The 12,221-nt window shown below is 66.9% G+C and carries 10 protein-coding genes; 5 read left to right on the top strand and 5 right to left on the bottom strand.

Translation table 11 applies throughout. From position 1 onward, the window contains the following. Window positions 1–47 precede the first annotated feature (47 nt). Window positions 48–1,028, bottom strand: a complete 981-nt coding sequence (locus C8N44_RS02345; protein ID WP_107974561.1) for a porin — start codon at window positions 1,026–1,028, stop codon at window positions 48–50. A gap of 271 nt (window positions 1,029–1,299) precedes the next feature. Here C8N44_RS02345 and C8N44_RS02340 point away from each other — a divergent pair, with 271 nt between their 5' ends. Next, entirely contained in the window at window positions 1,300–1,797 is a 498-nt protein-coding gene (locus C8N44_RS02340) for a DUF3576 domain-containing protein (protein ID WP_107974560.1), read from the top strand. 24 nt (window positions 1,798–1,821) lie between these two features. Here C8N44_RS02340 and C8N44_RS02335 read toward each other — a convergent pair whose 3' ends face one another. After that, window positions 1,822–3,081, bottom strand: coding sequence for a glycosyltransferase family 4 protein (locus C8N44_RS02335; RefSeq protein ID WP_107974559.1), 1,260 nt, complete (start codon window positions 3,079–3,081; stop codon window positions 1,822–1,824). Between the two features lie 155 nt (window positions 3,082–3,236). On the opposite strand from C8N44_RS02335, the gene leuS reads away from it, so the two are divergent. The 3 genes from leuS to holA are packed head-to-tail and all read left to right on the top strand — an operon-like array spanning window position 3,237 to window position 7,325. After that, entirely contained in the window at window positions 3,237–5,822 is a 2,586-nt protein-coding gene (leuS, locus tag C8N44_RS02330) for a leucine--tRNA ligase (RefSeq protein ID WP_107974558.1), read from the top strand. Further along, entirely contained in the window at window positions 5,809–6,300 is a 492-nt protein-coding gene (gene lptE, locus C8N44_RS02325) for an LPS assembly lipoprotein LptE (RefSeq protein ID WP_107974557.1), read from the top strand. The genes leuS and lptE overlap by 14 nt, the downstream gene beginning before the upstream one ends. Further along, the gene (gene holA / locus C8N44_RS02320) at window positions 6,297–7,325 is read left to right on the top strand and encodes a DNA polymerase III subunit delta (RefSeq protein ID WP_107974556.1); all 1,029 of its coding nucleotides are present in this window, start codon (window positions 6,297–6,299) and stop codon (window positions 7,323–7,325) included. Before lptE ends, holA begins: the two co-directional genes overlap by 4 nt. A 322-nt stretch (window positions 7,326–7,647) precedes the next feature. Here the strand turns inward: holA and C8N44_RS02315 are convergent, their stop codons facing one another. Then, window positions 7,648–8,322 carry an HD domain-containing protein gene (locus C8N44_RS02315; protein WP_107974555.1) on the bottom strand — a complete coding sequence of 225 codons (675 nt, stop codon included), beginning with the start codon at window positions 8,320–8,322 and terminating at the stop codon, window positions 7,648–7,650. A 249-nt stretch (window positions 8,323–8,571) separates the two neighbouring features. On the opposite strand from C8N44_RS02315, the gene C8N44_RS02310 reads away from it, so the two are divergent. Next, the gene (locus C8N44_RS02310; protein WP_107974554.1) at window positions 8,572–9,255 is read left to right on the top strand and encodes a hypothetical protein; all 684 of its coding nucleotides are present in this window, start codon (window positions 8,572–8,574) and stop codon (window positions 9,253–9,255) included. 125 nt (window positions 9,256–9,380) lie between these two features. Here C8N44_RS02310 and C8N44_RS02305 read toward each other — a convergent pair whose 3' ends face one another. Together C8N44_RS02305 and C8N44_RS02300 are read right to left on the bottom strand one after the other, a co-directional pair. Beyond that, the gene (locus tag C8N44_RS02305) at window positions 9,381–11,090 is read right to left on the bottom strand and encodes a peptidoglycan-binding protein (protein WP_107974553.1); all 1,710 of its coding nucleotides are present in this window, start codon (window positions 11,088–11,090) and stop codon (window positions 9,381–9,383) included. A gap of 561 nt (window positions 11,091–11,651) precedes the next feature. Beyond that, entirely contained in the window at window positions 11,652–12,161 is a 510-nt protein-coding gene (locus tag C8N44_RS02300; RefSeq protein ID WP_107974552.1) for a hypothetical protein, read from the bottom strand. Between the last annotated feature and the right edge of the window lie 60 nt (window positions 12,162–12,221).

The following is a 12,221-nucleotide window of genomic DNA, read 5'->3' as shown; positions in this document are numbered from 1 at the left end:
AGAGCGGGCACAAGGCCCGCTCTCTCTTTGCCGATTGGCAGCAGTCCTCAGAAGGACATCGCCAGGCCGATCGAGTAGTGGTCGTCTTCGTAGTCGGAGCCAAATGTTTCTGCGGCATCGGAGATGTCCGAGGAACCGTAGCCGAGCTGAGCGACAAGACCGCCGCCGAAGTCGTAGGTGGCTGCCACGCCGACGCCCGATGCGTCGTAGGCGTCGTTCGGGAAGTCGTATTCGCCGTAGTTCACGCCGATCCCGATCGCGTTGATCTCGTAACCGACGCCGACGGAGTAGTAGGAGCCATCGTTGTCCGTGTCGTTGAACGAAATGTCGGTGTAGTTTGCAGCGACCGAGAAGCCGTTCGTGAAGGCCGCCGAGACGCTACCGCCGAGAACTTCAGCATCGCCGTAGAGCGGGGTATCTGCGCCGTACTGATAGCCCAGACCGAAGGTCATATCGGCACCAGCAAAGGAAGCCGCATACGTTGCGCCGATGCCGTAGATCGAATCGTCGCCGCCGTTGTTCACCTGCTCCATGGAGAGATAGCCGGTGAAGGCGTCGAAGGAGTACGAGAAGGTGAAGACCTGGCCATCGCCCTGGCCGTCAAGGCCATTGTTCAGGTTGATGGTGTCGCCGAATACTTCATATTCAAAGCCACCGTGCAGCGTTTCGTCATCGTTGATCGAACCGCCAACCAGGTTGGTCTCGGACAGGGCAGCGTCGAACGCACCGTCGACGTCGCCAGCGTCAAGGCGTGCACCGCCGTAGGCGATGAAGTAGTTGACACCGTTGTCGTCGTCTGCCGAGAAGCCGGAGTTGGCTTCGTCGAGATCGACCGATGCGCCGAAGGTCATGCCGTTGTCGGCTTCACCAACCATGTCGAAGTCGATGTCGACGTCGGTGAAGAACTGATCGTTGGAGCCGCCAAAGCTGTAGACGCCGACTTCTGCGCGGCCGGCGATGTTCACCTCGGCTGCTGCAGCGCCAGCAAATGCGACCATCGCGGTGGAAGCAAGCAGGATCTTTTTCATTGTTTCCCTCATGTGTTCTAAGGCACGTACCAATCCGGGGTGTGCCCGGCTTTGATGAGGTTTCTATGCGCCCCAGCCCCCGTTCTTTGCAAGCCATCCGGAAAGCTCTGCCTCAACAAGCACAGGTGTGATGCGCAATTGCCACAAGGCCGTGGCCGGCCGGCAAATGGCTTGGGGGAAAGGCAGGAATCCTGCTCGCGGAAGGCGGCTTGCCGATCTGGCCCCGCATCTGTATCCAGTGGCAAAACGCAGTGAATGCCGGAGCTTCCCTATGCCTCTGCCGCGCCAAATCACCGGAATCGGCCTTTGCGCCGCGCTCGCCCTTCTGGCGGGATGCTCGGGCTCCGGCAATACCGACCCGGTAGATACGCCTCCGGCGGACGAGATTCTCGACGACCTCAAGTACGGGGATGGTCCGCGTCCGAACGGCACGATCTGGGATTATTTCCGCGAACGCGGCGATCCGGGGCAGGTGGGGGCGGTCAACCGCTACATCTGGAATGCCTCGCTCGAGACGCTGAATTTCCTGCCGATCGAGACCGTCGACCCGTTCACCGGCGTCATCTCCACCGGATTCGGTACACCCCCGGGCGGCGGACAGGCCTACCGCGCAACCATCTACGTGACCGACCCTGCGCTCGACGCCCGTTCGCTCAACATCGCGCTGATGACCCGTTCGGGCCCCGCGCCGCGCGAAACCGTGCTCGCGGTCGAGGATGCGATCCTCACCCGCGCACGCCAGCTGCGCCAGCGCGACAGCAACCTCTGATCGCCTGAGCCGGCCCCCCGCGCGTCAATCGCGCGGCGGCCGGGCCGGCAGTTCCGCCAGTCGTGCGACCCAGTCGAGCTGCCGCGGCAGGCAGACCCGCTGGAGGTCGTAGTGCGCCACCGCATGCGCCCGCGCGTTCGCCCCCAGCCGCGCACGCTCCGCAGGATCGTCCAGCATCTCGCAAAGCCGCTCGATGATCCCGTCACGATCGAAGAAATCCACCGTCCGCCCTGTCTCGCCCTCGCTCAGCACCTCGCGCACGGGCTCGGTATCGCTCGCCAGGATGGCGCAGCCCGCGGACATGGCCTCCAGCAGCGACCAGCTCAGGACAAAGGGATAGGTCAGGTAGACGTGCACCCGGCTCACCTGGATCATCGCAAGATACCGCTCGTAGGGCACACGGCCGAGAAAATGCACCCGGGCCCAGTCGTTATCCGAGATCTGCCCGCGCACCTCGTCGATGAAGATCTGCTTCCAGCTCTTCCCGGCGGGCGGCTTGGCGCCGTAGCTCACCTCGTCACCGCCGATCAGCACCACCTGCGCCTTCGGGCGTCGCCGCATGATCTCGGGCAGGGCGCGCATGAAGATGTGGTACCCCCGGTAGGGCTCCAGGTTGCGGTTCACGAAGGTCAACACCTCGTCGTCGCGCGTCACGACACTGCCGTCGGGTAGCTCCAGCCGCGCCGTCTCGTCCGGGGCGACAAGATCCGTATCGATCCCGTCATGCGCCACCGTCAGCCGGTCCTGCCATTCTTCCGGAAAGGTCGAGGCCTGGAACCGCGTCGGGCTGATCCCGGCGTCCATGATCTCTTCGTGCAGCCGGTTGTTGAGATTCTTCAGCCGGATGCGGATCGGATCGCCACCCGGCGCCCGCGGCGGAAACTCCGGGTCGAAGTTGAGAAAGGGCTTCCGGCTCAGGTGATAAAGTTCGCAGTAAAGTCCCATGCGCGCGCCGGGCCAGAGGTCCTTGAGCAGCAGGCTCTCGCCCCAGCCGTGATGGGCCAGGATCACGTCGGGGGAAAAGCCCTCGTCGCGCAGCGGCAGCGCACCCTGATAGCACGATGTCGCCCGCACCAGCTTGGTCTCGAAGTCGGCCAGCCAGGGATGGATGCCCTTGGTGCTCGATCCCCTGATCGGGTAGGGCACCAGCCGCACGCCGTTCCAGTGGCCCGGCTCCTTGACCTTGCAGGTCAGCGCCACGACCTCATGCCCCTGCGCCACCAGCGCCGGAGCGAGGTGCTTGTACTGGCCGGGAAAGTTCTGGTGGATGATCAGGATCTTCATCGCGGCAGCTCGTCGGGACAGGTGCCTGACGTTGTGTCACGCTTCCGCCAAGGCGCCAATACCGGCCCCCGTCCGGGCTGCAATGTCGCGCGGGCACTGGACGCCACGCCCTCGTGGGCCTATCACCCCGCCCGAACCGCCCGCCGGAGGACCACATGTCGCGATACGCCCCCGCCGAGATCGAGCCGAAATGGCAGAAGGCCTGGGAAGAGGCCGGAACCTTCCGCGCCACTCGGACCGAGGACAAGCCCAAGTACTACGTGCTCGAGATGTTCCCCTATCCCTCAGGACGCATCCATATCGGCCACGTGCGCAACTACACCATGGGTGACGTGATCGCGCGCCACAAGCGCGCCACCGGGCACAACGTGCTGCACCCCATGGGGTTTGATGCCTTCGGCATGCCGGCCGAGAACGCCGCCATGGCCTCGGGCGGGCACCCCAAGGACTGGACCTACGGCAACATCGACACGATGGTCGCCCAGATGAAGCCGCTGGGCTTCGGGCTCGACTGGTCGCGCATGTTCGCCACCTGCGACCCGGAATACTACGGCCAGCAGCAGGCGCTCTTCCTCGACTTCCTGGAAAAGGGCCTCGTCTACCGCAAGAACGCGGTGGTGAACTGGGACCCGGTCGACATGACCGTGCTTGCCAACGAGCAGGTGGAAAACGGCCGCGGCTGGCGCTCGGGCGCGCTGGTGGAACGGCGCGAGCTCACGCAGTGGTTCTTCCGCATCTCCGACTACTCGGGCGAGCTGCTCGAGGCGCTTGACGGGCTCGACAACTGGCCCGCCAAGGTCAAGCTCATGCAGGCCAACTGGATCGGCCAGAGCCGCGGCCTGCAGTTCGCCTTCTCGCTTGTCGATGGCCCCGAAGGCCATGACCGTGTCGAGGTCTACACGACCCGTCCCGACACGCTCATGGGCGCGTCCTTCGTCGGCATCTCGCCCGACCATCCGCTGGCCAAGCAACTGGAAGCGGACAACGAGGACCTTGCTGCCTTCAACGCCGAATGCCGCCGAATGGGCACCAGCGAGGAAGAGCTCGAAAAGGCCGAGAAGCGCGGTTTCGACACCGGCCTGCGCGTCCGTCATCCGTTTGACACCGCGTGGGAGCTGCCGGTCTACGTCGCCAACTTCATCCTCATGGACTACGGCACCGGCGCCATCTTCGGCTGCCCGGCGCACGACCCGCGCGACCTCGAGTTCGCGCGCAAATACGACCTGCCGGTGGCCTCGACCTTCGAGCCGCTGAACCCCGAGGGCCACATCCGCCCCGAGGACGGTGGCGAGGCCTTCGTGCCGCCGAAGTCCGACAAGGTCCGCTGGATCAAGTCTTTCGACTGGGACGAGGCCGCCACCGGCGAGCAGGCCATCGACGCCGCCATCGCGTTTTGCGAATCCAACGGCGTGGGGCAGGGGGTTACCAAGTACCGCCTGCGCGACTGGGGCCTCTCGCGCCAGCGCTACTGGGGCTGCCCGATCCCCGTGGTGCATTGCGAGGCCTGCGGCGTGGTCCCCGAAAAGCGGGAAAACCTGCCCATCGCGCTGCCCTACGACGAGGACGGCACGCCGATCGACTTCTCGGTGCCCGGCAATCCGCTCGACCGCCACCCCACGTGGCGCGACTGCGACTGCCCGTCCTGCGGCAAGCCCGCCCGGCGCGAGACCGACACCATGGACACCTTCGTCGACAGCTCGTGGTACTTCGCGCGCTTCACCGCGCCCCATGCCACGACGCCCACCGACATGGAGGAAGCCGCCTACTGGATGAACGTCGACCAGTACATCGGCGGCATCGAGCACGCGATCCTGCACCTGCTCTATTCCCGCTTCTTCGCACGGGCCATGCACCTGACCGGCCACCTGCCCGAAAAGAGCATCGAACCCTTCGACGCGCTCTTCACCCAAGGCATGGTCACCCACGCGATCTACCAGACGCAGGATGCCGAGGGCCGCAAGGTCTACCACTTCCCAGAAGACGTGGAGACCCGCGACGGCAAGGCGTTCCTTAAGGACGGCACCGAGGTCGAGATCGTGCCGTCGGCGAAGATGTCCAAGTCCAAGAAGAACGTCGTCGACCCGATGACGATCATCTCGGACTACGGCGCCGACACCGCGCGCTGGTTCGTCCTGTCGGACAGCCCGCCGGAACGCGACGTGGAATGGACCGCCGCCGGGGCCGAGGCCGCGAGCAAGCACCTCGCCCGTGTCTACCGCATCTGCGCCGAGATCGCCGCCCTCGACACCGCCCCCCAGGGCGACGAGGACACCGCCCTCCTGCGCGAGATGCACAAGGCCATCCACGACGTCACGATGGGGCTGGAGAGCTTCGGCTTCAACGCCTCCATCGCCCGCCTCTACGCCTTCACCGCGACGCTGCAGAAATCCAAGGCCGGCTCTGACGCCAAGAAACAGGCCGCCCGCACGCTGGCGCAGCTCATGTCCCCCATGACTCCGCACCTCTCCGAGGAACTGTGGGAGCTTCTGGGCGGCGAGGGCCTCATCGCCAACGCCACCTGGCCCAAGGCCGACGCCGCCATGCTCGTCGAGGACACGGTGACCCTGCCGATCCAGGTCAACGGCAAGCGCCGGGGCGAAATCACCGTCGCCCGCGATCTGGGCAAGGAAGAGGTTGAAAACCTCGTCCTCGAACACGAAGCTGTCCAGCGGGCCCTCGACGGGGGCCAGCCGAAAAAGCTCATCGTCGTGCCGGGGCGTATCGTGAATGTGGTGGTCTGATCGCCGAACCTTCCTGACAGGCGCCGCCGCGGCCCTCGCGGGCTGCGGCTTCGAGCCGGTCTACGGGCCCGAGGGCGCCGGAAACCTCCTTCAGGGGCAGGTGGCCCTTGCCTCCCCCGACGGTGAACTGGACTACCTGTTCAACCGCCGCTTCGAGGAACGCATGGGCCGCGGCGCCGGCGGGGCCTACACGCTCACCGTCGACATCAGCACCGAACGCGCCTCGCTCGGAACCACCTCCGCGGGCAGCACCACGCGCTACCGGCTCGACGGGATCGCCGACTACACCCTGCGCGAGGCCGGCTTCGAGGCCCCCGTGTTTCAGGGCAGCACCCGCGCCTTCACCGGCTACTCCGCCACCGGCTCCACCGTGGCGACGCTCGCCGCCGAACGCGACGCCCGCGAAAGGCTGATGGTGATCCTCGCCGACCAGGTGATCGACGAAATCCTGCTCAACGCCGACCCGCGCCCGGCATGAAACTCGCCGGCCGCGACGCCAACGCCTACTTCCGCAAGCCCGATCCCGAGGCCGCGGGCCTGCTGATCTTCGGCGAGGACACCATGCGCGTGGCCATGCGCCGGCAGGAGGTCGTCGCCGCCCTCATCGGCCCCGAGGGCGAGACCGAGATGCGCCTCACCCGCATGTCCGGCGCCGAGCTGCGCAAGGAACCCGCCATGCTGCTCGACGCGGTCAAGGCGACCGGCTTCTTTCCCGGTCCCCGCGTCGCGCTGGTCGAGGAGACCACCGATGGCCTCTCCAAGACCTTCGACGCCGCGCTCAAGGACTGGAAACCGGGCGACGCACAGATCGTCGCCACCGCCGGTCAGCTCAACGCCCGCTCCGCCCTGCGCAAGCTTTTCGAGGGCAGCCGCCAGGCCTATGCCGCGGGCCTCTACAACGATCCCCCCGGCCGCGAGGAAATCGAGGCCGAGCTGAAACGCGCGGGAATCGCGGACGTGGGCCGCGACGCCATGCAGGCGCTCGAAGGCCTCGCCCGCGCGCTCACCCCCGGCGACTTCCGCCAGACGCTCGAGAAGATCGCGCTCTACAAGTACGAGGACACCACGCCCCTCACGCCCGACGAGGTGGAGCTCAACGCCCCCGCCTCGATCGAGGCCGAGATGGACGAGATCTTCCACGTCCTCGCCGAGGGCCGCACCGCCGAGATCGACCCCGTCATGCAGCGGCTCGAGGCGCAGGGCGTGGCCCCGGTCACGCTGCTCATCATGGGGATGCGGCACTTCCGGACGCTCTACACCGTGGCCTCGGCCCCCGGCGGCGCGCGCGAGGGCATCAACCGCGTCCGCCCGCCGGTCTTCGGCCCCCGCCGTGACCGCATGATGCGGCAGGCGCAGGACTGGCGCACCGACCGGCTCGAGGACGCGCTCGACCACCTCATGGAAACCGACCTCCGCCTGCGCTCCGCAGGCCAGCGCGCCCCCGCCATGGCGCTCGTGGAACGCTGCTTCGTCCGCCTCGCCCACCTCGCGCAGCGGCGCTGAAGGGCAGGGCACCACGCTTGCCAAGTGCGCGGCCCTCTGCCCCTTGGGGAGATGGCCGGGGCAAGGGGGGATGCGAAATCGCACGACAGCCGGGTCCCCCGACACACATCGGCTTCCATGTAGGGGGCAGGGCTTTGGGTGACAGCACTCCCCTAGAAGCCGCGCTTCCCTCTCCCCTCGGGGGAGAGCGTCAGGTTGAGGGGGGCGACACAGAAGCACCCATTCGCCCCGTTCCCTGACACACCGCCATCTGCCACCCGCGCAACAGATCCCCTCCCCCTGTCAGGGGGAGGGTTAGGGAGGGGGCAGGCTGCGTCCCCGCTTACCGGATAGATAGTGTCCCCGGCGCGACTGTGCGCTCTCCCACTTCCTCCAGCAGCCCGCGATAGAACGCCTTCAGCCTTCCGATCCGCTCTGCGGCCATCTCCCGGCCCTTGGCAGTCTGCATCTTCTCGCCCAGGCCCAGCAGCTTCGTCCGGAAATGATCCAGAGCATAAAGCTGATCCTCCAGCGGCCGGTCTACCCCCGCGGGGTCTGTCGGATGGTGGATCGATGCCCCGTGCGCGCCCGCCAGATACATGCAGCGCGCCACGCCGATGAACCCCATGGCATCCAGCCGGTCGGCATCCTGCAGGATACGCGCCTCGAGGCTCCGCGGCGCGATTCCGGCCGAGAAACTGTGCGCCTCGATGGCATGCGCGACCCGGCCCACCTCGTCGATAGTCCATCCGAGTCCGGTCAGTACTTCGGAGGCCTTCCCCGCCGCCAGCCGCGAGGCCGAAGACCGCTCCGGCGATCTCTTGTCGACCCAGACGCAATCGTGCAGCAGCGTGGCGGCCAGCAGGAGGCGACGATCACCGCCCTCGGCGCCCCGGATCGCCTCGACGTTCCGCCAGACACGCAGCAGGTGGCCCTCGTCGTGCGCCCCGTCGCGCGCGTCGAAAGCCTGCGGCAGGAGTGTCTTGGCAAGCTCGGGCAGAGGGAAATACTCGTGCATCAGGGATCCTTGCTTGTTGTGACAGAGGGCAGCGATGCGCCGCCAGCGCCTCTCGGGCCGCCCCAGGAAACACATCCCGGGCCTGGTGGCGTCAATCGCACGATACTGCCGCCTCTGGTCGGGTGTGCAGGTTTCATTCGGACCCTTTCCCCAGGTCCGTTGGTGCCCGCTCCTGACAAGACCGTGAGCCCAAAGAAGTGACCTAGCGTCGGGTCTTGTCCCTGAAAGACCGCTGAGTATCGAAACGGGATGAAAATATATCCACGAATCGACGTGGCGCTCATGGCCCTGCTCGGTCTCGTCATGATCGCGACGGTCAGCATCGCTCTTGCAGATCCGCAGACCTTCAGCAGCTCGTTCGCTGCCGAGGACGGTCCGATCGAGTATGGTACGGCCGTTTTCCTCTTCCTCGGCGCCTGTGTTCTTGTCAGCCGGGCCGTGGGCGGAGCGGGATCACGCGGCTTGGTCTTCGCGGCGCTCACCGGGATCTACGCGCTGCTCTTCTTTCTGGCCGCGGGCGAAGAGGTCTCCTGGGGCCAGCGCATCTTCGGGCTCGAAACGCCCGAGGCCTTGGCCCAGCGCAACGACCAGCAGGAGCTGACGTTTCACAACCTGGTCGTGGGCGGGGTCAAGCTCGACGAGGTCATCTTCGGCAACCTGCTTTCGGTCGTGCTGCTGAGCTACCTGATCGGCCTGACCCTTCTGTGGCCGCGTTTCGCCTGGGTGCGCCGGTTCAGCGAGGCGCTCGCCATCCCGGTGCCGCGGAGGCATCACATGCTCGCAACGCTTGGCGTTTCGGTGATCATTGTCCTTCTGCCGGTCAGCCGGAAGTGGGAGGTCTACGAGTTCGCATTCGCGACGATTGCCCTGGGCATCTTCCTCTTTCCGCGCAACGCGGCAGCGACCGATCTGGAACTTCCCAGTTCGGGCTGAGCGAGGCCGTGTCGGGGGCGGCTGGGCGCGGGACAGGTTAAGAATTCGTGACCAAGGGTTCCTAAGTCATTGAAGTTAATGGCCCCGAGAGATGTCCCTGCCCGGGACATCCCTTCTGTCCCTGCTCAGTCGAGCCCGAGTATCCCGTCCGCGAGAAGCCGCACGACCGTATCCTGATCGAGGTAACCGGTCACCGGCAGAGCCCTCTGTTCCTGGTAGGCCTCGATGGCCCGGCGGGTCTGACCGGTGAACTTTCCGTCCACCTCGCCGGGGTCGAGCCCGAGCTGCCCCAGCCGCGCCTCGGCCAGCCGGCGGGTGATCGGGTTCAGACCCAGCCCCTGTTCCTCGTCCCGCGCCTGCAGCGCCGCCCGCTCCTGATCGGCGTTCCGCTGCAACTCCTCGATCCGCCCGCGGGCCTCGTTCACGAAGGCCCCGCCGGGCCGGGCATCGAGGTAGCTCCGGTAGGCTGAAACGGTATCGGCTTGCCGCGCCTCTTCCCAGGCGATGCGGTCCTGTCCGCCCGCGCGGCGCCGGCGCTGCTCCTCGAGATCCTCCAGCACCCGCCGGGCGTCTGCGGCGTGCTCCCCCTCGGGGTAGCGCTTGAGGTAGGCCCGCAGCCCCGCCTCGTCGCCGCGTGCGCCGGTCTCTTCCCAGAAGGCCTGCTCCTCCCGCGCCTGCTCGCGGCGGCGTTCCTCGGCCTCGGCTTCGAGCTCGGCGGCGCGGCGCTCGGCCTGCGCGTCGAGCCGGGTGATCTGGTCGCGGGTGAGATACCCCGAGGCCTCGACCTCCTGGCTTTCCTGCCACTGCCGGACGCCACCGCGGGTGCCGGCGCCGAAGATCCCGTCGATGCCGCGGGTGTCGTAGCCGAGGATGGTGAGGTCCCTCTGGATTGCCCGCCGGGCATCGCGGTCGAGTTCCAGGGCCTCCTCGGCGCGGCGTTCCTCGTAGAAGGGCTCGGATTCGATGGCGCTGATCCGCTGCCGGGCTGCGTCGGCCTGCTCGCCGTCCGGGAAGGTGTCGAGGTAGGCTCTGTAGGCCTCCACGTCATCGCCCTCCTGCGCCTGCGCCCAGGCGGCATCGTCGACTTCGAGGCGCGCCATCTCTTCCTCGAGGGCGGCCTGCTCCTCGGCCGTCTGGTCCGGCTCATCCTCGGCCTCGGCCTCCGGGGCGGGCAGGTCCTCGGCGGTGAGGTAGGTGAAATCGCGCGGGGCAAAGCCCTCGACGGCCAGCTCGGCCTCCTCGGCCTCCGACAGCAGCATGGCGCCGGGGCGGGGCAGGACGTCGTTGGCGAAGCGGGCCACGTCGGGGGCGGCGCCGCGCAGGACGGTGACGCCCTGGGGGATGTCGAGCGAGCCGAGGCCAGGCTTGAGGTAGGGGCCGGCCTCGTCGGTGTCGGGGGTCTCGCCCAGCAGGAGCACCGCCTCCCCGGGATAGCGGGCGAGTACGGCCAGCGCCGCGTCGAGAGAGAAGCCCGAGATCAGCGCCTTGTCGGCGCCGCGGTCCTCGCCCGCCGCAGGCAGCAGGTAGGAGCCGTCGGGGCCGTGGACGAAGGCGCCGGCGAGGACCATGAGGACCGGCGCGCTGTCGTCGTCGAGGCGTTCGAGGAAGGTGGAGAAGGCATCGCGCATGGCGGTGCTGTCGGCATCGCGGACGGCGGTGACCTCGACGCCGCTGCCCTCCAGAGCCTGGGCGGCCTCAAGGACACGCTTGGCGCCGAAAAGGGTCTGGATGCGGTCGTAGCGGGAGTTGCCGATCACCAGCGCCTCGGGGGCGGCCTGGGCGGCGGCGGCGGCCAGGGCCAGGGCGGCCGACAGGGCCAGGGACTTGGTCTGCATGTGGCTCTCCTCTCTCGTTGCGCTCCAGCGTAGCGGAGCAGGGAGGGGAGGCAAGATTCTCGAGCAGGGGCCGGCAGATTTCGGCACCCGTTAGGGGTGCCCGTTCAGGGTGTCCCGGGCCGGGACACTTTGGCGTCCTAGGAATTTCAATGGGTTACAGAGGTGAATTAGGACTTTGTTAAGAATGTCCCGCGGCAGGGCGGGCCGAGGCGGTGCTGCCGGGCGATCCATCCCGCTCGCCCGGTTTGCCGCGATGCGGAAGGCAAGCTGGTCGCGCGGGCGCAACCAGCCGACCGCAGCGGCCTTCCTGAATTCGAGACCAGGGGTTTCGAGAGCCTGGCGCCGGCGGAGGGATACGGCCAACAGCGTCGACCTCTTGCCGACAGACGCCGCGGCAGTAGAGCAGCGGTGCCGGGTCATGCTCCATGGCGCTTGCGTATCCCCAAAGCTGCCGTTCAGGCAGCGTGCGGCAAAGGTCTGGAAGGAGCCTTTCCATGACATTGCTTCTCTCTTAGCGAATGGCCTATTGGCCATTCGATCAGTTACGCCCTAGTCTACAGGTCATTCGTACCTCCCAAGTAGCACCGAGCGCTGGAAATGACCCCGCTCCAGCGCCACGGCTCGCTTCGCCCGCCGCGGAAGATGGTCGCCCATGATCTCGGCACTGCTCCGATCAAGGCGCCGCTGCTCGACTACCTCGAGGTGAAGTTCGGCGCGATTTGTGGGAGTGAGCGGATCCGGGCTTTGGCGGAGGGGGGCGCTGTTCAACTGTTGATTGCCGGGGCCCCGCTTGAAGGGTGAAGCGCCGCGATCAAGACATTCTGGCAGGTTCCGTCGTTCGGTCCGACCCGATGAGACCAATATCCGCAAGGTTCGCGAGAGCATGTTGCCGAAGACCGCGGAATTGGTCGCCTTGATCGGGCACGGCCCGCCTTCGACCACGGCCTTCTTCTCTTCGGAGCACTCTGCGCCGCGCGGCATTGGAAGCGCAAGCGGCGCCTGAAAGTGCATTTGGCCTTCGGCAAGCGCTTCGCCGTTGACGCCAACCTGTTCCGGACCGGCGCCGGCCAAATTAGATCCGTCATTGCGCCAGACCGGAACCCGAAGGCCTCCTGCGAACTAGGAGACGGT

This window comes from Allosediminivita pacifica, assembly GCF_003054175.1.
Taxonomy (GTDB): Bacteria; Pseudomonadota; Alphaproteobacteria; order Rhodobacterales; family Rhodobacteraceae; genus Allosediminivita; species Allosediminivita pacifica.
The sequence above is the reverse complement of the archived record's forward strand: the minus strand, read 5'-3'. Positions and strand labels throughout refer to the sequence as shown.

What these genes read in the sequence shown, in the direction of transcription:
- C8N44_RS02345 (WP_107974561.1), bottom strand. Translation starts at nt 1,028, where the DNA reads ATGAAAAAGATCCTGCTTGCTTCCACCGCGATGGTCGCATTTGCTGGC.
- C8N44_RS02340 (WP_107974560.1), top strand. Translation starts at nt 1,300, where the DNA reads ATGCCTCTGCCGCGCCAAATCACCGGAATCGGCCTTTGCGCCGCGCTC.
- C8N44_RS02335 (WP_107974559.1), bottom strand. Translation starts at nt 3,081, where the DNA reads ATGAAGATCCTGATCATCCACCAGAACTTTCCCGGCCAGTACAAGCAC.
- leuS (WP_107974558.1), top strand. Translation starts at nt 3,237, where the DNA reads ATGTCGCGATACGCCCCCGCCGAGATCGAGCCGAAATGGCAGAAGGCC.
- lptE (WP_107974557.1), top strand. Translation starts at nt 5,809, where the DNA reads ATGTGGTGGTCTGATCGCCGAACCTTCCTGACAGGCGCCGCCGCGGCC.
- holA (WP_107974556.1), top strand. Translation starts at nt 6,297, where the DNA reads ATGAAACTCGCCGGCCGCGACGCCAACGCCTACTTCCGCAAGCCCGAT.
- C8N44_RS02315 (WP_107974555.1), bottom strand. Translation starts at nt 8,322, where the DNA reads ATGCACGAGTATTTCCCTCTGCCCGAGCTTGCCAAGACACTCCTGCCG.
- C8N44_RS02310 (WP_107974554.1), top strand. Translation starts at nt 8,572, where the DNA reads ATGAAAATATATCCACGAATCGACGTGGCGCTCATGGCCCTGCTCGGT.
- C8N44_RS02305 (WP_107974553.1), bottom strand. Translation starts at nt 11,090, where the DNA reads ATGCAGACCAAGTCCCTGGCCCTGTCGGCCGCCCTGGCCCTGGCCGCC.